Below are 19,554 nucleotides of genomic sequence, written 5' to 3' on the forward strand. Positions count from 1 at the left end.
AATAATACTCTGATTATACACATTCGATAGAACTTTTAAAGATAAGAAATTAATATTGGATTTCAGAAATATTAAATCCACTTGGAATTACGCATCAAGGATGACTTATTACTCACTCTCCACACGTTACTTTGTATACAAGTGCTGATTGTATAATTTCCTAGTGTATAAAAAAAGACACCTCTGATTTTGAGATGTCTACTTAAATGTTTTTTAATTTTTAAATTTGTCTAATTTATTTCCAATCATGTCACCTAATTGAAAACCGGACTGTTCATCATCTGCTTCATATTTCTTTAATTCTTGGTCATTTTTTTCTGACTCTATTTCTTTTATACTTAAAGAAACTCTTTTTTCTTGTTCGTTTACTTCTAGTACTTTTACTTCTACTTGTTGACCTACTTCTAATACTTCAGCAGGCGTGCCAATATGTTGAGTAGATATTTGTGAAATGTGTACAAGTCCTTCTACACCAGGCAATACTTCAACAAAAGCTCCGAAATTCACGAGTCTTTTAACAGTACCAGTTACAACACTATTAACAGGAATACTTGATTCAATGTTACTCCAAGGACCAGGTAATGTCTCTTTGTGAGATAATGAAATACGTTCATTTTCTTTATCGACAGCTAATACTTTTACTTTTAATGCATCGCCTTCAGTTACAACATCAGATGCTTTTCTACATGTGCATGTGATAATTGTGAAATATGTACTAAACCATCCATTCCGCCAATGTCTACAAATACACCGAAGTCTGTGATACGTTGAACTACACCTTCAATCTCTTGTCCTACTTCTAGACTCTCTAGTAACTCAGATTTCTTCTGTGTTGTTTCTTCTTCTAATACTGCGCGATGAGAAAGAATAATACGATTTTGTTCTTTGTCTAATTCTACAATTTTCAATGTTAAAGATTTATCTTTATAATCTGAAAAATCTTCTACATAATGCGTTTCTACTAGTGATGCTGGAATGAAGCCTCTCAAACCGACATCTACAACTAAACCGCCTTTAACTACATCTTTCACTTCTGCTTCAATAGTTTCATTTGCATCGAATTTTTGTTGTAGATCTTCCCAAGCTTTTTCAGCAACGAGTGCTTTTTTAGAAAGTACAATTTCTTCATCTTCCACTTTCTTTACTTGTAATTCTAACTCGTCACCAACATTGACAACATCACTAGCGCTTTCAATGCGTAATGCAGAAAGTTCACTTATTGGTACAATGCCTTCCACTTTGTATCCAATATCAACTAATGCATGTTTCTCCTCTACTTTAATTACTTTTCCTTTGACAATATCGCCAACGGAAAGTTCTTTCATTTCGGAAATTTCTTGGTTCATCTCTTCCATGACAAAGACCTCCTTCAAATTACAACACAAAAATTATATGTGCTTTTTACTAACTTCTAATAATTAGACTCATTTGTCAAGTCATAATCATTGAAATTACCCAATTTCTTTAAGTTTTCTAATCTCTTCCATTATAACATCAGTTACCTCTTGAGCGGAAGCTTTTTCCTCTCTCATTTTACTTAAGTCCATTGGTTTACCATAGGATACAATAAGTGGGGACTTCGACTGATATTCACCAATAATCGCACACGGAATGATACGTGCCTCAGATCTTAATGCGAAAAACCCTGCACCTGCCAAACCTTTTTTAATTTCACCAGTTTTACTTCTTGTACCCTCTGGAAATAAACCTAAAACATTTCCTTCTTTTAATACATTTAATCCTTGTCTCAAGGCATTTCTATCTTTCATACCACGTTTAATTGGAAAAGCATGCACATGACGTAAAATAAAAGCTAAGATTTTATTTTTAAATAATTCTTCTTTTGCTAAAAAGTGTATTTCTCGTGGGCATGTAATACCAACAATTGGAGGATCAAAATTAGAAATATGATTAGAGCAAATAATAATTGGTCCATCTTTTGGAATATTTTCTGTTCCTTTAACAACTACTTTGAATTTTGGTTTTAGAACTAACTTTACAACAGATCTTGCAAATGTATAAAAACTCATCTCTTACACCTCTTGCTCTACGATTTTAATAATTTGGTTCACAACATCTTTGATAGAAAGCTGCGTTGTATCAATTTCTATTGCATCTTCAGCTTTTTTTAATGGCGACGTTACTCTTTCCATATCTTGTTTATCTCTTTGGGCTATCTCTATTTTTAATTTCTCCACATCAGAAGGAATCCCTTTATTTTTATTTTCCGAATGTCTTCTTATTGCCCTCTCATCCACACTAGCAATTAGGAAGATTTTCACTTCCGCATCTGGAATGACATGTGTACCAATATCTCGACCATCCATAACAATGCCTCTGTTACGTACTAATTGCTGTTGTCTTTGAACCATTTCTTTTCTCACTTCTGGAATAGATGCAATTTTAGAGACTAATTGTGTCACTTCATTCGATCTAATTTCATCTGTAACATTTTCACCATTTATAAAGACATCAAACTCTTTCGTTAAAGTAATATCACTTTTCTTTAACTCATTTAAGATTGCAGAACTATTATCTGGAGAGATATTATTTTTTATTGTTACATACGTTATCGCTCGGTACATTGCACCTGTATCTACATATATATATCCCATTTGTTCTGCAACTAATTTGGCGACAGTACTCTTCCCTGCAGCTGCGGGTCCATCTATAGCAATAGCAATTTTATTTTTCATTTTACATACCTCTTTCTTTACGTTTCATCTTTACTTGTTCTAAATAACAGTATTTAACAATTTTCTGTTGATCTTGTAACATGATATCAGAAAATTTAATGGATAATATCGATTTTGCCTCTTCCTCATGTACTCGTACAACACTTCCATTCACCTTTATATATTCTATACTTTCACCAAGTGGTAATACCACTAATAAATCTAAATAATCATCTTTTTCAAATGTTTGGTTTTTGTTAATAATGACAGATAAACCTCCACCGCTAATATCTCGAGTTAAGGTGGTAAAATCTTTAAATTTCTTCTGTGTACTTTTAATGGAAATATCCAATAGTGCATTAATTCGTACAAATTCTCTTCTTTGAATTTTTTTTACTTTATCTTTCATATAATAAAATACCAAACAAGGTATATTATCCATTTTTTTACCTATCACTTTTGCTGGGAATATGTACACACTATTATCTCTTACACAACTAATTTCTAACATTGTATCTTTAGGTAGCAGCGTAGTCTTTCCTGTGTATTCATTTGTAGGTAAATCAACAGTGATATTGTCACCAATTATTTCAATTATTTTACATTTGAAAGTAAAGACATCCAGTTCTTTATCTGTATCATTATCTTTTTTATACATTTTTAATTGTAAAAAAGCCCCATTTTTTAGCAATTTCATCCTCTTCCTGTTTTTAAAAATTCTCTGTTTCGTCAATGAAATTAGATTATTGTAATCCCATTACTATATTACCACAAAAAAAAGAGAGAAGGGACATTCTTTCCTTCTCCATTTAATATTTCGTTTCAGCTTGTTTTAATTTTTCGACTCTTTCTTCTCTCTCATTGATTGCATTAATAAATATCTTGTATGTGTCGTTATTTAATGTACCCAAAAAAACATGTGTGATTACTTCTTCGCCTAAATCGTTCTCAATAATAGCCATATGTTGATCTTCAATTTTCAACTTCGGATTTACTTTAGATTTTGCATCTTCCACTGAGATAATATCTGATGGTATCTTTCTTTCTTTATGGTTCTCATAATAATCTTTCCCTACAAAACCAAGGATACTTCCGTTATCTAATGCTACTTTCACTTGAATAGCATCAGGATAAATCCATACGTCATCTTGACTTGGAACAAAGTGATACACACCAACATTATCATATTGGTTACTCTCTATTAATGCTAAATCATCGAATGGAAAATTCGTTAAATATTTTTTTGCTTTGTTCATCCCTTCATGCAAACTGATTTCAGCATCTTTTACTTCTCGATTTAACATGATGGTGATTGGATAACCACCATTTTGAGAAATATCTCCATATCCTGACAAATCTTCTTTGCTAAATGAAAAACTATATGTCGGAATATTCGCACCATCACCTGTTTTAGTTATAGAGACTTCAGTATCTTTATCTAAATCCATTAAGTCTCTGAACTTCTTTTCTGCTTGTTCTTCTGTAACTTTTTTATCACCTAACATTTGAAATCCATCTTTTTTACTAGATGTTCCCATAAGACTCGCATTTAATTTTCCTTCAGAATAGCCTTCTACTGTTTTTTCAACTGTTTTAAAACCGTCGATAATCGTATTATCTGCTTGATCATCATTATTTATTAAGGCTAATTGAACATCCATCCATCTTAAATTGTCATTTAACACTAAATTTTGGACTTTACGTAATTCTGATTCAATTTGACTAGACATTTTGTATAATGATTCAAATGATTGTAATTCCTCATCTGTAAGTGGGCTTTTCTCCAAATCACGAATTGCTACTCTATAACTAAAATCACCCATCTCTGACAAAAATTCTTCTGTTTTATTAAAAGGAATTAAAGTCAATGGTAATTGGCCGACATCATTATGTGCTAAAGATGTGATCCGCCATATTTCTGCTAATTGTGGTGATATTTGTTCTTTACTATTCATTGCTAATGTAGAACCTATCTTATCATGTAATAAATCAATATAGTAAGTTAAATCGTGAAATGACCTCTGATAATCATTCTCTGCTTGTATCAAAATCGCATTTTTTTCTTGATGTTCTTGATACCCCCAAACACTTACACCTACTACTGATATGCTCAATAAACCTATTAATAACCAACGAAACATCTAATCACCTCCAAATTACATACAAAAAATATGTTTACCTATCTGTTTTATTTGTGGTCTAGACCAAATCCAACTTGATGTAGCAGTATTTGGATTAAAATAATAAATAGCTTCTCCTGTAGGATCCCAACCATTTATTGCATCAAGCACGGCTCTTCTAGCAGAATCATTTGGTGTTAACCATATTTGTCCGTCACTTACTGCAGTAAAGGCCCTTGGTTCAAAAATGACTCCAGACACGGTATTAGGAAAAGTCGGACTCTCTACCCTGTTTAAAATAACTGCTGCGACTGCTACTTGCCCTTCATAAGGTTCTCCACGCGCTTCTCCATGAACAGCATTGGCCATTAAAGTAATGTCATTTTGAGAGAATCCTTGTGGTACATTAACAGCCGTTGGTTCCATATCTTTTTCATTCGTTGTTGAATCTGTATTTTTATTTTGGTCTTGATTTGCTGAATTATTGTTATTATTTTCATTAGCTGATGTATTGTTTTGATTGTTCGGTTTTTTATTATTTTTTGACGGCTCTGTTTGTTTATTCTTATCTACTCCACCATAATGTGTAAAATCCTTCCCTTTTTCAATTTGTTCTATTACATAATTTTTATCATAATTACTTGCTTTTGTTAGTTTGGCTTTTGTTTCTTCTCCTGCTAATCCATCAATATCTAATCCAAATTCATATTGAAAATTTCTCAAAGCCCAGTATGTTCCCCACCCAAAGACTCCATCAATATTTCCATTATAAAAACCTAAATATTGAAGCCTCGCTTGTAATTCAATTACATCATTTCCTGTTGCACCATGCTGAATTACCTGGCTAGTAAATCCTTTTACTTCAGATGGTTGCACATATACAAGAAACAATGGTAAACAAGTTACTAATATTATCATTAGTTTAAGCTGTTTCATCTTAAATGCCTCCTAATATTTGTTCATTACATTATGTCCATACTTCTATCTGGGTTTATGGGATAATTACATTAATTTACTAAGTAGCATTTATTATTTCTCATCAAAATATGCATGAATTATAAAATTAACCATAAAAAGAAAGTATTCACCTCAATTGAAGCAAATACTTTCTTTCTTAAGAATATGATTTCATTCATGTAGAATACACCTGTTTTATACTCTTTTTCTCATTCTACGTATTATGATGCTTGATTATTAGACAAATCATGATTATATCGTGTATAATTTTGTATACTCATTTGCCTTTTTTACTTTTCTTAACCCATATAACCATAAAATAGTCATAAACGGGATTAGCCAATAAACCCATGAACGTGTTACTGTTACTAGAATAAAATCATACGTTCCATGTAAAAAAACTGGTATGATTAAAGCAATAAATAGATGGTATCCTGACTTTTTGCTCTTGAATTTAGCGCGCCCCATGTAGTATCCCATTATCACTCCAAATATAGCATGTGAGGAAACAGGAAACAACGCTCTAGTTATCGCGTATTCAATTCCATGTGCAAATAGATACAATAAATTCTCAACTGTCGCAAATCCTAAGCTAATGGACACACCATAGACAATACCATCATATACATTAGAAAACTTTGAATATTTATATGTGGTAAATAGAAAAATAAACCATTTGAAAAATTCTTCAAAAGTACCATAAATGATATAGCTTTTTAAAAAATCGGATTGTAAGATATTTTCTTCTGTAAAGGCAAATTGAATAAACATAATTGGAAAAACTAAGAGTGCACCATAAATAAAAGTTCTAAAAATTGCAAATATCGGTTCTAATTCATATTCATCACGCAAATAGAAAAATGAGAGTAAAGCAAAGGCAGGTGCTAAACCTGCTGATATTAATGTAATCAACTACGCACCTACTTTCAAATCAATAAATAAAAAGGGGTATTAGATGAAAAAATTATTAATTATACATACAGGTGGAACGATTTCAATGGAACAGAGCCAAACTGGTATTCAAATATCCTCTGAACATCCCTTAACTACAATGAAAGATGATTTTGAAATACCTATGGAAGAAGTAGAACTGTTCTCTTTACCTTCACCGCATATCACACCACTTCATATGGTGAAACTTGCAAACTATGTACAGAGTAGATTACATGATTCTCATGCAATTGAAGGTATTGTCATTACACACGGAACAGATACGCTAGAAGAAACAGCATATTTTTTAGAGTTAACAATCAAAAGTCATATTCCTATCGTTATGACAGGAGCAATGCGACCAAGTAATGAAATTGGAACAGATGCACTTTACAATTTTTATTCAGCGATACGTGTTGCACTAACTAAGGAAGCGAGTCATTATGGAGTCTTAGTCGTAATGAATGATGAAATTCATTCTGCAAGATATGTAACCAAAACTTCTACAAGTAATGTGGCAACATTCAAAAGTCCTCCATTCGGCCCGATAGGACTCATTCATCATAAAAAAGTTGTTTTTTATCATAAAAATATGTATTCAGACAATAAATTGCCGATTGATACCATTTCAAAATCTGTCTACATGTTTAAAGCATTTTCAGGAATGCCAATTGAAATGTTTGAATCTATTGATACAAATAAAGTAAACGGTGTTGTTATAGAAGCGCTTGGTCAAGGGAATCTCCCACCAACAATACTACCTATTTTGAGTAAACTTATCGAGAAAGGCTTAGTAATTGTTATTGTTTCACGTTGTTACAATGGTATGGTACAGCCAGTATATGGCTATGACGGTGGTGGGAAATCCTTAGAGTCAATTGGTGTTATTTTTGCAAACCAAATTAATGGACCGAAAGCAAGACTGAAATTACTATTGTTATTAGAGAACCATTCAACAAAAAAAGAAATTATAGACTCGTTTACTGATTAATTTGATTACGTTTATTTTTTATCGAAGATGCGATGAGACCTCCATGGAATCTTCCATTTTCGATAAAAATTTCATTATTATCATATCCCGCAGCAATCACACCAGCAATATAAATATTATTTACATTTGTTTCCATTGTTTCGTGATCAAAATTAGGTCTACCTGTTGTGATATCAACAGTAATCCCAATATCTTTTAAAAAGTTTTGATCTGGTTGATAACCTGTCATTGCAAAAACAAAATCATTCTCTATTTTCTTTCTGACACCATTTACACTATATTCAACATACTGCTCACTTATTTCATCTACATGTGCATTAAATTCTAGAGTAATTTTATTGTGGTTAACTAAAGAAATAAATTCAGGGATAATCCATGGTTTTACACTTTTGGAATATTCACTTCCTCTATACAGTACAGTCACCTCTGCTCCTGCTCTCTCTAGTTCTATCGCAGCATCTACAGCAGAATTTTTCCCACCAATTATTGCAACTTTTTTTTTGTAATATGGATGGGCTTCCTTGAAGTAATGAGAAACTTTCGGCAATTCTTCCCCTTTTACATGCATATAATTAGGCTGATCATAATAACCAGTTGCAATAACCACTTGTGTAGCTAGATAGCTCTTCTGTTCATTTCGATTTGTAACAGTTTCTATGCGGAATATATCGTCATGTTTCTTTACATTTTCAACTTTTTCAAAATTATTGATTCTTAATTGTTTGCGTTTTGCTACAGTTCTGTAATAAGATAATGCTTGAATTCTGACTGGTTTAGGCTTTTCTGTCACAAATGCTACATCTCCTATCTCTAATTTCTCACTAGAACTGAAAAATGTTTGGTGAGTTGGATAGCGATAGATGGAATCTACAATATTACCTTTTTCTATAATTAATGGACTAACACCAATATTTTGTAATTCGATAGCCGCTGACATTCCACAAGGACCAGCACCAATGATAATAACTTGTTCTTGTTGCACTATAGACACTCCTTTTTTTAAATCCAACCTCGATAACGAATAGCTTCTGCTTGATTTTTTAAACCAATCATATAACTTGATGTATACATATTGACTTTAAATTTAACAGAGGTTCTTTTTGCTAATTGTAATGCATTTTGAATAATTTCATTAAATAATGTTTCTATTTCTTTTTCTGAAAATCTTTTTCCTTGTTTATATTCCAACCACTCTAAATATGCATAAACAATTCCACCATTTGTTGTTAACACTTCTGGAATCATAATGACATCTTTTTCGTGTAATAATTGAATTGCGTCCTTCGTTAATGTATGATTCACTGTTTCTAAGATAAATCTCGTATGTAACTTCTGGGCCAAGTCTATATCTACTTGTTCATTCTTTGTTGTTAACACGACAAAATCATTAGGGATGAACCAAAATTCTTCTAATGATATGCTTTTATCTTTATCATAATTGAATATTCCAAAATTATCTTTATGTTTAAATAAGTCTGGTATATTAATGCCTTCTTCATCATATATTGCTTTTTGTGGATCTGAAATACCAATTACTTTTACTCCAATTTGATAGAGTTTATTAGCTATATAACTTGCTATAGCACCACTTCCGTGAATGATTACTTTTGTCTCTTTCACATTTAAATGATATTCATCAATCATTGCACAAAGTGTATGAAAAATACCTTGTTCAATTGCTGATTCTTTATATTTTAATCCACCTAATATATACGGTTTACCAGATATAAAATTAGGATCCACCTCACAATGCAAGCGACTATATTCGTCCATCATCCATGCAATGATTTGAGCATCTAATGAAGCATCAGATGAAGGAATATCAATATGTGGTCCGATGTTGTGATGAATTGCTCGTATGTATCCTCTGCTCAATCGCTCTAATTCTCGATAAGAGAGTTTTCTAGGATCACAAATAATTCCACCACTACTCCCACCTATCGGCAATTGCAAATTACTCGCTTTTACACTTCTTAAAATAGATAATGCTGCAATTTCTTCTTCTGTTAAATCTGGCCTAAAATGAACATTCCCTTGTGTAATACCAAAAACATCATGATGTTGTGAGCGATACGCAGTAAAAATCTGTACAGTGTCATCATCCATTTTCACTGGGATACGGACTTTTAATACTTTTAATGGTTCTTTTAACAATTCATACATGTCTTTAGGATATCCTAATTGTGTTAAAACATCTTTCATCATCATTTGTAAGTGCTCAAAATTACTATTCAATCGTCACACTCCTAAACCTAACTTTCTTGAGTCATCCGTACAATTACTTTGCTATCTCCATCAATTATTCATCAAATAGACGAATACACATACAAGACAAACTACCTTTATTATACTACTAATCAAATAGAATGTGAAATGATGGAACGGGTAAAACAAATCTAAAATACAATTTTTCATTCTTTATTCATGGGACAATCACCTATTCACATATATTGCAATAGTATGTCATCATGAAAGGAGTTTGATTATTTTGGAACAAACTAGTATTAAATACTATCACCCATATGTAAGTCCATTTGATCCATGTCCACCTAAACGAATCAAATATTATTCCACACCACCAAATTTATATATTCGCTTTCAGCCAATGAACACTGCTCAATTTCCAATTGAAGAAGCCCTTTATCGAGGAACATTATGGAAATGCCTGTATGATCCATATCCACCTAAGAGAGAGGAGGGTTAGAATGGAGTTACCAGAAAGTTATTATCAATTATTAGAAAAAATTCAACAAGTCGATTTTGTTTTAGTTGACCTAACATTATATCTCGATACGCATCCTGATGATTTAGAAGCAGTTAAGCAATTTAATCAACTCGCATATGAGAGTAAACAATTGAAAGCGCAATTTGAAAGTCAATTTGGACCTTTGTTACAGTTTGGAGGGAGCTTTTCAAGTTATCCATGGAATTGGAAAGATGCTCCATGGCCATGGCAAGTATAAAGGGAGGATGCACACATGTGGCTATATGAGAAGAAATTACAATATCCCGTGAAAGTGAGTCAATGTAATCCGCGTCTAGCAAAATATCTAATTGAACAATACGGTGGAGCGGATGGAGAACTCTCTGCTGCACTACGGTATTTAAATCAACGCTATACGATACCCGATAAAGTAGTCGGCCTTTTAAATGATATTGGTACAGAAGAATTTGCTCATCTCGAAATGATTGCAACAATGATATATAAATTAACCAAAGATGCAACACCAGAACAATTACAACAAGCTGGCCTTGGTGATTATTATGTCAATCATGATCAAGCATTGTATTATCAAAATGCTGCTGGCTCTCCGTGGACAGCAACCTATATTCAAGCCAAGGGCGATCCAATCGCAGATCTGTATGAAGATATCGCAGCAGAAGAAAAAGCTCGAGCAACCTATCAATGGATTATCGATTTATCTGATGATCCATTCTTGAATGAATCTTTAAAGTTTCTTAGAGAAAGAGAGATTGTTCATGCTCAACGTTTCCATGAAGCAGTAGAAATATTAAAAGAAGAACGAGACAGGAAGAAAGTATTTTAAATTCATAAAAACACAGGATCGTAAGCAAATTACCATACACCTAAAAATATTGTCACAAATAGACATCTAATTCTTGCAAGTAATGTTTGAATAGATGTCTATATATAATTCGACCTATTGCATCTGAAATGCCACAACAATTAATGTAATAATTAACATAATAAACGAAAATAATAAAATACTAACAAGTTGTATTTTTTTTCTTTGTTTGCGTTGTACTTTTTTATGCACGGACGATCGTGGAGGTAATTGTAACATATCCTCTGATTGTGAATTTTTCTTTTTGACTAAATCACGGAGAATGGATGCTTGATCATTGATTTGTTGTTTCACCATGTATTCCCCCTACTTAATATATTATATCGATTGCAACAATTTGTCAGCTAACATCTGTTCCCATGTTCGTCTATACTCGTTTGTCTTAATCTTATCTGGCTTCCAAAAATCCCAATTAAATCCACATTGATCACAACACATACTTTCTAACTTTTGTATTTCTTCTTGAAAAGGATCAAACAACTTTTCTCTTCTACAGTCTGATGTATCAATCCAGTCGAGCATCTCGCTTAACTTCTTCATTTTATAATCTCTACGACTCGAGATTATCTTTTCAATATAATTTATAAAATCACTTGTATTATTATTATTCAATTTAATTGTTTCCTTTTCAATCAAATGAAGCTGTTCTAAATGATATCTTAAAAATCGCCATTGTGATTCATTATTATCAGAAGTTTGTAGAAATATATCCTCTAACAAAGAGACATGTAACATATTTTCACGTCTTGCCCTCTCTAATACTACACGAACATGAGTCACATCTGGTAACTCTGATTGGATAAGATGATAAGGTATTCTTTTATCAGAGTCATGAAACAATGTTACACTAACACTAGATTTCCCGTCTCGCCCACAACGTCCAACTTCTTGGATAAAAGATTCTAATTGACTTGGTATATGATAATGAATGACTAAACGTACGTCTGGTTTATTAATACCCATTCCGAACGCACTTGTACAACATACAATGTCTAATTGATTTGCCATAAATTGTTGTTGAATAACAATGCGATCAGTGGTATCTAAACCACCATGATAAAATGCGATACGCAATGAAGGTAATTCCGACTTGAGATAAGAAGAAATTCTTTCTGTTTCTAATCTACTCGAGAAATAAATCATAGTTGGCACAGGATATTGTTTAAGTAATTCAACAATATCCTGTTTTTTTTGGTCTGGATGCGTTGTTTTTCTCACGATATAACTTATATTGGCTTTATCAATTGGATAGACAAATAACTGATACTTTTTCAATCTTAATATGTTGATAATATCTGTTCGCACTTCTTCCGTTGCAGTAGCAGATAAAGCTAAAATAGGTGGGTTATTTAACAATCTGTGAATTTCTGTTAGACGTAAATAATCAGGTCTAAAATCATACCCCCACTGTGACAAACAATGTGCTTCGTCAATGACAAATAAGCCAATCTGTATTGTTTGTAACTTTTTTATCACATGTGAATTTTGCAACATTTCTGGTGAGCAAAAGACTATTCTAAACTTAGACAAGTTATTTAAAATGTATTTTTTTTCATTATAAGATATAAAACTGTTCATTGCAGCAACATCTTTCATACCAAATGCTTTTAATTCTTTAACTTGGTCTGTCATTAACGATAAAAGCGGTGAGACAACGATAACTAATTGATTTAATATCATTGCAGGTAACTGATAACAGATGGATTTACCTGATCCAGTTGGTAAAACCGCTAGAGTATGTTGTTGTTGTAAAACAGATTCGATAATTTCTTTTTGACCTTCACGAAATGAGTCATAGCCAAAATATTTTTTTAAATATTTTTCTAGATTATTCTCTAGCATTTTTATTCCTCATTTCTATTTCGGTATGTAATCGCAATAGCTAGCTTAATTTGAAAATATGTAACAGAATCAGGTAATTTAGATTTTAATTCTTTTAATTTTGTAGTATGAAGTTCATCTAATACATACCTAATCTTTTCGTAGACTTCAACAGACATATAATGATAAATATTGACTGGAAATTGGTATGCTATTTCTACAATATGATCATATATCGTATTCTCTTTTAATAATCTAATTTGAGAGATTTCTTTCACAGTATGACTTTTTAATAGAAGCTCATACGTCCTTTTTGCTGAATCCGTTAATAATTCTACATTTTTAGTTCCAATTAAATTCGGTAAAAATAAGAATGCACTTCTGTTTTGTTCTATTTCAGATAACTGATAATGTATTAGATTCATTAGTTCACAATATACATCTTCTATACTCATCTTATAAGTTTCCGCCAATTGTTGCATACTATGACCTATTTCATTATTAGATGTTAAGTACATCACAAACATCTCTTTGACTCTATCATCACCATTATAGCTATCTAAAAGTGTATGTAAATCTTTATATACAGAAGAACAAATAACTTCTGGATTATTTAACTTTGTTTGCAGTACTTTTTTCACAATCTTTTGTACTTGGTAATCCTCGATCACTGGAATAAAACGATTATTACCATTTGCAAGATTGGTTGTTGTTTGAATGAGTAAGATTATTGATTGTAAATATGCCCTGTCTATTTTGTTGTAGTTTAAACCATTAAAATACAATGGTCGCTTATTATTATTTAAGTACGTTTCACCATATGTTGTTATTATCACAAAATCATTATTTACATGTTTAATCAATTGATTATTAAGTAATTGAGTAACAAAATTATTAAAAGTATTTTTTTCTACTTGCGGATAAATCCCAAAAAAATTAGTTAGTTGGAAAAGATAGGCATCCTGAATTGTTTGAGTGGATTTTTTACCTTTTAACAAATAATAAATATTATTAATGGATCTTTCTGATTTTATATATTTAATGCAAACTAGTAAGATATAATGAAACATCGTATTTTCTCCAATCTTATTCCATTTTACCAAGCATATATAGAAAGATAAAGTAACAATTATTAAGTAGAATTGTGTAGAGGTTCAGTCTGTGACAAAGTAAAGGATTTTATGAGGAAGATGTGCTAAGCTAGTTGTTAGGAAGGTGATTGACGGTATGTATTTTTCATGTGTAGATAAAGAAACTTGCATTGCATGTGGAGTTTGCGGGGCAACTGCACCAAATGTGTTTGATTATGATGATGAGGGATTGGCATATTGTAAATATGGAAACAACCAGATGTTGGAACAAATACCTTTAGCGGAAGTAGAGGATGTTATGGAAGCAGAAATGTCTTGTCCAACTGAATCCATCAAAGTGAGACAATTTAGTAAATAATCGAAGTAGCTAATGATGACCTACTTCGATTATTATACTACAAATAAATAGATATTTGAATACTTTCACTGCGCAAATTGTGGATTTATATAGTCAGGTACTTCAATAGGTTCCGATAAATTATAGTCAGTTGCGTTATCAAAATTAACATAAAAACGAACAGCATTAAATCCAAATTCTTTTGCAGTTGCTAATATGGACTCTAGAAAAATAGTTTGATCAGTAGATATGAGTAACTCACTTGATTCAACTCGAACTTCTAATATCCCATCAATACTCGAAGTGTTTATTTTCGTATCACTAGGAATGGTCTTGTGAATATGATACGCTTCTTCATCCTTTTTCATTTCTTCTAATGCCTGCTCTATTGTTTCTACATCGCTATTATAAACAGGAATGAGCCATTTTTTCTCACTATTTTGATATTGATATACTTTGTAATATTTATTTTGAATGTAATCAGAAGCAAAATTGGTCTGTTCAAGTACAAATGAATGGGTTCCGGATACTTCGATTTGCTCAACCCCATTTGTAGTGAAAATAGTATCTAACATTTGTCGGAACAAATGATAATTTGTACTACTATTTTGGACAGAATACGTGTCGTTCAATAGGATGGAAGCAGAATTATCATGAATATCAAATTCAAGTTCTTCAAAATGTAATGTTTGAAATCCATTTTGATTCATATCTACATATTGGGCTATATTTTCATATAATGTATTCATACTTGGAAGAGAATCACTTGGAACTAATAATGTGATTGGTACAACGTATTGTGCACCATCTGAAACGACTGCTAATGTTATATTATCTTCGTTATTATCATACCCAATATAGGACTCTTGTATTGTTCGCTTGCCTTTTAAATCCCCTAATTCATTTTGCGTTGCACCTTCCATAACATCTTGTTGCATTTCGCTTTCTTCCACTGCGGAATACATACTAAATTCGTCATTTGCACTGTTCTCTACTGCTATATCATTCGAAGATTCATTCCATGATATGTGTTCCATGTTTTGAATAATAATAACTAATAAAACAATACTACATATTGTCGCTAGTGTTGGAACAAGCCACTTACTTCTATCTATTTGAACTTTTTTTTCTTCCATTTGAATGTATATGCTACGATACACGTCCTCTTTTGAACGATGATCTGAAATATCTGGTAACTTTTTTATCCACTTCTCAAAATTTTCATTATGCTTGTTTGTCAAAATCTTCACCTTCTTTGTCATATGTACTGTTATAGTATTTTTTTAATATTTTTAAGGCGCGATGTTGAGTTGTTTTGACTTTACTTATGGAAAAACCAAGAATTTTTGCGGTCTCATCAATAGAAAAATCATATAAAAAACGTAATAAAATGACTTGTTTTTGATCATTTGTACATACATTTAAAGATTGATAAAGTTGTGCAGCTTCTTCATTCTTAATTGCCACTTCCTCTGGTATTGGTTCAGTAGATTTTATATTCGATTCATGTTCATTCCAATTAAAAAATTCTAACACTCTGTCTCTTTTTCGCTTCATTTTCCGAAAATGATCTAATGTCACATGTCTTGCAATTGAGAATAACCATGTTTTTTCAGAACTATCGCCTTTAAAAGTATGGTACGATTTTAATACTCGGATATATACTTCCTGGATAATATCTTCTGTTTGTTCTCTATTTTTCACTAAATAAAATACATACTTATACATATCTTGATGATAACGCTCATAAAGATCATCGAAAATCTGTTTCAATCAGATGACCTCCTTTATAGAATATTTGTCGAAACAAACACAAAAAAAGTTACAAAAAAAACCACATTCCAATTTGATGTGGTTTCATTGTAGTTTATTATTTGTTCTTTTTAAAGCTTTTTTTAAAATCGGATATAATATAGATACAAAAATAACGTTACCAATTGCATGATATGTATCAAATGGTAAACTGGATAACAAAAACGGGATAAACTTATCTGTATATACAAACATGCTACTATTTAGAATAAGCCCATAATAATATGCAGCAAAAAAACTAAAAATAATTAAGATTTTTTTCTCCTTTTTCCACTGAAAACGTCCAATAATGCCTGCAAATAATCCAATACTTCCCCACGCTATCATTTGCCATATTGTCCAAATTCCCATGCCTAATGATAAATTAGTTAAGTAAACAGTCGCGACACCAATTATGATTCCTGCGCTCGGTCCTAATAAATAGCCAGAAATAATAATGATAGCAGTAACTGGTTGAACACTAGGAATATATTGCATAGCTAATCGTCCTACAACTGCTATTGTTATGAGCATTGCAAGTAGTGTTAAACGATAGATACGTTGATTCACTCTTGCATTTCCCCAAGATCAAAGTGGATTACATCATTATCTTTTACTTCATATTCATTTGTACCCACCATTGCCATCTCACCATTTATCTCATATAACCAAAACTTATTCTCTTCTATATTTTGCTCATGTCCATTTATACTAGTTATTAGTCCATCTTCTTCGATGATTTCTGTATTATTCTCTAGTAATGTTAATAATTTCATTGGTGGTTCAAACGAAACATCTAATTCCTCAATAACTTCGGAATTATTGTCAAGCGACAAAATAATAGTAGCATGGTAATTCTCTTCTTTAGATTCGCTAGGCGAACATGCCATTAAAGATACAACTAACAAACAACTTATCAATAGTAAAATTTTTTTTAATTTCATTAAAATTTCCTCCTTTAAATTAGGAGGATTGCACATCGGTATTAACCTGTCTAAAGAATAAAAAGATAATACGTCGAATGCTCAATCCTCGAAGCATTATATTCTCATATCATGGCAGGTCTCCTGACTTATGTTTCTTCCTACTCCGCACCTTCTCATACATCACGTACAATGGTATTTGCGTTTCGTCAACAATTACAGTTGCGAGGACAGTTCTGGACTTCCACCAGATTCCCTATTAAGTAATTACACGCCATCATATATCGAAGTTTACATCACACTTTATTGTACATCAAATTTGTATCCGACACCCCAAACTGTCACAATCATCTTTGCTGCTTCTTCGGATACTTTACTTAATTTCTCTCTTAGTCTTTTTACATGTGTATCTACTGTTCTTAAATCACCAAAAAACTCATACTTCCAAACTTCTTTCAATAATTCCTCGCGATCAAACACTTTATCTGGTGCTTTAGCAAGGAAAAGTAATAGTTCATATTCTTTAGGCGTTAAGCTTACTTCCTTTTTATTAGCTAATACTCTGTGGGCATCATTATCGATGATCAAATGCGGAAATTCAATTAAATCTTTTGATCGGTTTAATTGCGTACTTACTTGCACATTTCCAGATCTACGTAACAACGCTTTTACTCTAAGTACAACTTCTCTTGGACTAAATGGTTTGACAATATAATCATCTGTACCAGCTTCAAAGCCATGAATCCGACTAATTTCTTCCCCCTTTGCTGTCAACATCATAATAGGTGTAGATTTCTTTTCTCTTATTTCTTTACATACTTCTAAACCATCTTTACCAGGCATCATGACGTCCAATAGAATGATTTCATAATCTTCTGTTAATGCTTTTTCTAAACCTTCTTCTCCATCACTTGCTTCGTCTACTATGTAGTCTTCTCTCTCTAAATACATTTTAAGTAATCTTCGAATTCGTTCTTCATCATCTACTACTAATATTTTGCGATTATCCATTTAATAATTTACCCCCTATCCCATTTCTAGTATATACGGAAAAAGTACAAGCGACAATAATCTCCTGTACTTTTCTCCTTATTATGCATAGGAATGTAATCCAGCCAAAACAAGGTTAACTACAATCAAGTTAAACATAATAATAGCGAAGCCAATTACTGCTAACCAGGCGGAACGTTCACCGTGCCAACCTCTTGTTAAACGTAAATGCAAAAAGATCGCATAAAAGAACCATGTGATTAAAGCCCATACTTCTTTTGGATCCCAACCCCAATATCGATCCCATGCTTCTTGAGCCCATATCGCTGCAAAAATTAAACCACCTAATGTAAAGACTGGAAAACCAATTGCTACAGCGCGGTAGCATACTTCATCTAACAATTCTGGATTTGCTTTTTTGAGTACTGGTTGGATGGCTGCCGCAATTCGCTTACGTAGAATCAATCTTACACCAATATAAAGTATGAAACCAACAATCAATGACAATACAAGTGTATTTAATTTTCTTGGGGCTTCCGCACCATGCATCCATTCAGGTGTTGAAATAATCATATCCATTCGGTCAGAAGTTAGTAACTCTCCACCTTTGGGACCAAATACTGCAGGTAAATGATATTCTAATTGTCTCGTTTCACCATCTACTTGATATTCAAAAGTAGCCGAATAATCATTCATAGAGAAAATGGTTGTAATAATTACAAAACCGAGTGTAGCAAAAATAGAATACATAATTACTTCAAGCCACTTTGTTTTTGCATTAGAAACTTTTTGATCAATTTGTTTGATTAAATAAATAATTCCTGCTACAAAACTAACTGCTAAGATTGCCTCTCCTAATGCAACTGTTGTTACATGAATATATAACCAATGACTTTTTAATGATGGAACTAATGGCGATATTTCACGTGGATACATACTCGCATATGCAATAATTAATGTTGCAATAGGTAATGCAAACAAACCTAATAATTCTATACGATAGATAAAATATAGAATGATAAATGCTAATACAAGCATCATTCCAAAAAAAGTGACAAATTCAAACATGTTACTAACAGGTGCATGTCCACTCGCCATCCAACGAGTGAAGAAATAACCTAATTGAGCTACAAAACCAAGTATTGTTGTGACGATTGCACTCAAATGCAACTTGGTAAATGATTTTTTATGTCTTTTATCTTTTATTGTCGCAGCAAATAATACTGTTGCAACAAGATAAATAACAAAGGCTGTATACAACAATCGCCCACTCCATGTAAGTAATTCTTCCATCCCTTAATCCCCTTTGTAAACTTAATTTCATAACTTTTCTTTATACAA

Annotated in this window: 22 protein-coding genes, 1 pseudogene and 1 riboswitch; of the genes and pseudogenes, 5 read left to right on the forward strand and 18 right to left on the reverse strand. The window is 32.1% G+C overall.

The genetic code is table 11. The annotated features are described in order from the left end of the window. Window positions 1-213: 213 nt before the first annotated feature. From rpsA to prsW, 7 genes and pseudogenes are all read right to left on the reverse strand, one after another. Window positions 214-1,355 (reverse strand): annotated as a pseudogene (gene rpsA / locus ACFOZ1_RS07585) (30S ribosomal protein S1). 96 nt (window positions 1,356-1,451) lie between these two features. After that, the gene (locus ACFOZ1_RS07590; protein ID WP_390197857.1) at window positions 1,452-2,030 is read right to left on the reverse strand and encodes a lysophospholipid acyltransferase family protein; all 579 of its coding nucleotides are present in this window, start codon (window positions 2,028-2,030) and stop codon (window positions 1,452-1,454) included. A gap of 3 nt (window positions 2,031-2,033) precedes the next feature. Then, a complete protein-coding gene (gene cmk, locus ACFOZ1_RS07595; protein WP_390197860.1) occupies window positions 2,034-2,696 on the reverse strand; it encodes a (d)CMP kinase in 663 nt (220 codons plus the stop codon). A 1-nt stretch (window position 2,697) separates the two neighbouring features. Continuing rightward, window positions 2,698-3,366 (reverse strand): flagellar brake protein, encoded by a 669-nt coding sequence (locus ACFOZ1_RS07600; protein WP_390197862.1) that lies wholly within the window; start codon window positions 3,364-3,366, stop codon window positions 2,698-2,700. A 118-nt stretch (window positions 3,367-3,484) separates the two neighbouring features. After that, window positions 3,485-4,816, reverse strand: coding sequence for a germination protein YpeB (gene ypeB, locus ACFOZ1_RS07605; RefSeq protein WP_390197865.1), 1,332 nt, complete (start codon window positions 4,814-4,816; stop codon window positions 3,485-3,487). 15 nt (window positions 4,817-4,831) lie between these two features. Beyond that, window positions 4,832-5,731: a spore cortex-lytic enzyme gene (gene sleB, locus ACFOZ1_RS07610; RefSeq protein WP_390197868.1), complete on the reverse strand. Its 900-nt coding sequence runs from the start codon at window positions 5,729-5,731 to the stop codon at window positions 4,832-4,834. 273 nt (window positions 5,732-6,004) lie between these two features. Then, window positions 6,005-6,664 carry a glutamic-type intramembrane protease PrsW gene (prsW, locus tag ACFOZ1_RS07615; protein ID WP_390197871.1) on the reverse strand — a complete coding sequence of 220 codons (660 nt, stop codon included), beginning with the start codon at window positions 6,662-6,664 and terminating at the stop codon, window positions 6,005-6,007. Window positions 6,665-6,707: 43 nt separating this feature from the next. Between prsW and ACFOZ1_RS07620 the strand changes: the two genes are divergently transcribed. After that, the gene (locus ACFOZ1_RS07620; protein ID WP_390197874.1) at window positions 6,708-7,673 is read left to right on the forward strand and encodes an asparaginase; all 966 of its coding nucleotides are present in this window, start codon (window positions 6,708-6,710) and stop codon (window positions 7,671-7,673) included. On the opposite strand, the gene ACFOZ1_RS07625 is transcribed toward ACFOZ1_RS07620, so the two are convergent. After that, window positions 7,663-8,655 (reverse strand): YpdA family putative bacillithiol disulfide reductase, encoded by a 993-nt coding sequence (locus ACFOZ1_RS07625; RefSeq protein WP_390197877.1) that lies wholly within the window; start codon window positions 8,653-8,655, stop codon window positions 7,663-7,665. The genes ACFOZ1_RS07620 and ACFOZ1_RS07625 overlap by 11 nt on opposite strands. Before the next feature lie 17 nt (window positions 8,656-8,672). Then, window positions 8,673-9,908, reverse strand: coding sequence for a Glu/Leu/Phe/Val family dehydrogenase (locus tag ACFOZ1_RS07630; protein ID WP_390197880.1), 1,236 nt, complete (start codon window positions 9,906-9,908; stop codon window positions 8,673-8,675). A gap of 253 nt (window positions 9,909-10,161) precedes the next feature. On the opposite strand from ACFOZ1_RS07630, the gene ACFOZ1_RS07635 reads away from it, so the two are divergent. The 3 genes from ACFOZ1_RS07635 to ACFOZ1_RS07645 are packed head-to-tail and all read left to right on the forward strand — an operon-like array spanning window position 10,162 to window position 11,221. Continuing rightward, on the forward strand, window positions 10,162-10,377 hold the full coding sequence (locus ACFOZ1_RS07635; RefSeq protein WP_390197883.1) for a spore coat associated protein CotJA: 216 nt from the start codon (window positions 10,162-10,164) through the stop codon (window positions 10,375-10,377). A 1-nt stretch (window position 10,378) separates the two neighbouring features. Next, on the forward strand, window positions 10,379-10,636 hold the full coding sequence (locus ACFOZ1_RS07640) for a spore coat protein CotJB (RefSeq protein ID WP_390197886.1): 258 nt from the start codon (window positions 10,379-10,381) through the stop codon (window positions 10,634-10,636). 15 nt (window positions 10,637-10,651) lie between these two features. Next, on the forward strand, window positions 10,652-11,221 hold the full coding sequence (locus ACFOZ1_RS07645) for a manganese catalase family protein (RefSeq protein WP_390197889.1): 570 nt from the start codon (window positions 10,652-10,654) through the stop codon (window positions 11,219-11,221). Between the two features lie 114 nt (window positions 11,222-11,335). Here ACFOZ1_RS07645 and ACFOZ1_RS07650 read toward each other — a convergent pair whose 3' ends face one another. Genes ACFOZ1_RS07650 through ACFOZ1_RS07660 form a run of 3 tightly spaced genes read right to left on the reverse strand, consistent with a single transcriptional unit; the run spans window position 11,336 to window position 14,151 of the window. Continuing rightward, the gene (locus tag ACFOZ1_RS07650) at window positions 11,336-11,554 is read right to left on the reverse strand and encodes a hypothetical protein (protein WP_390197892.1); all 219 of its coding nucleotides are present in this window, start codon (window positions 11,552-11,554) and stop codon (window positions 11,336-11,338) included. Window positions 11,555-11,578: 24 nt separating this feature from the next. Beyond that, window positions 11,579-13,102 carry a RecQ family ATP-dependent DNA helicase gene (locus ACFOZ1_RS07655; RefSeq protein WP_390197895.1) on the reverse strand — a complete coding sequence of 508 codons (1,524 nt, stop codon included), beginning with the start codon at window positions 13,100-13,102 and terminating at the stop codon, window positions 11,579-11,581. Between the two features lie 2 nt (window positions 13,103-13,104). Further along, entirely contained in the window at window positions 13,105-14,151 is a 1,047-nt protein-coding gene (locus tag ACFOZ1_RS07660) for a YpbB family protein (protein WP_390197898.1), read from the reverse strand. Between the two features lie 157 nt (window positions 14,152-14,308). Here ACFOZ1_RS07660 and ACFOZ1_RS07665 point away from each other — a divergent pair, with 157 nt between their 5' ends. Continuing rightward, window positions 14,309-14,530 (forward strand): ferredoxin, encoded by a 222-nt coding sequence (locus ACFOZ1_RS07665; RefSeq protein WP_390197901.1) that lies wholly within the window; start codon window positions 14,309-14,311, stop codon window positions 14,528-14,530. A 65-nt stretch (window positions 14,531-14,595) separates the two neighbouring features. On the opposite strand, the gene ACFOZ1_RS07670 is transcribed toward ACFOZ1_RS07665, so the two are convergent. From ACFOZ1_RS07670 to ccsB, 6 genes are all read right to left on the reverse strand, one after another. After that, a complete protein-coding gene (locus ACFOZ1_RS07670) occupies window positions 14,596-15,750 on the reverse strand; it encodes a hypothetical protein (RefSeq protein ID WP_390197904.1) in 1,155 nt (384 codons plus the stop codon). Next, window positions 15,734-16,282 carry an RNA polymerase sigma factor SigX gene (locus ACFOZ1_RS07675; RefSeq protein ID WP_390197907.1) on the reverse strand — a complete coding sequence of 183 codons (549 nt, stop codon included), beginning with the start codon at window positions 16,280-16,282 and terminating at the stop codon, window positions 15,734-15,736. The genes ACFOZ1_RS07670 and ACFOZ1_RS07675 overlap by 17 nt, the downstream gene beginning before the upstream one ends. A gap of 84 nt (window positions 16,283-16,366) precedes the next feature. Then, the gene (locus ACFOZ1_RS07680; protein WP_390197910.1) at window positions 16,367-16,870 is read right to left on the reverse strand and encodes an ECF transporter S component; all 504 of its coding nucleotides are present in this window, start codon (window positions 16,868-16,870) and stop codon (window positions 16,367-16,369) included. Continuing rightward, window positions 16,867-17,244: a DUF4430 domain-containing protein gene (locus ACFOZ1_RS07685; RefSeq protein ID WP_390197913.1), complete on the reverse strand. Its 378-nt coding sequence runs from the start codon at window positions 17,242-17,244 to the stop codon at window positions 16,867-16,869. Before ACFOZ1_RS07685 ends, ACFOZ1_RS07680 begins: the two co-directional genes overlap by 4 nt. A gap of 96 nt (window positions 17,245-17,340) precedes the next feature. Further along, window positions 17,341-17,517: riboswitch (cobalamin riboswitch) on the reverse strand. 9 nt (window positions 17,518-17,526) lie between these two features. Continuing rightward, window positions 17,527-18,234: a response regulator transcription factor gene (locus tag ACFOZ1_RS07690; RefSeq protein WP_390197916.1), complete on the reverse strand. Its 708-nt coding sequence runs from the start codon at window positions 18,232-18,234 to the stop codon at window positions 17,527-17,529. A gap of 81 nt (window positions 18,235-18,315) precedes the next feature. Beyond that, a complete protein-coding gene (ccsB, locus tag ACFOZ1_RS07695) occupies window positions 18,316-19,506 on the reverse strand; it encodes a c-type cytochrome biogenesis protein CcsB (RefSeq protein ID WP_390197919.1) in 1,191 nt (396 codons plus the stop codon). Between the last annotated feature and the right edge of the window lie 48 nt (window positions 19,507-19,554).

The sequence above is a fragment of the Gracilibacillus marinus genome, from assembly GCF_042651725.1.
GTDB lineage: Bacteria > Bacillota > Bacilli > Bacillales > Amphibacillaceae > Gracilibacillus > Gracilibacillus marinus.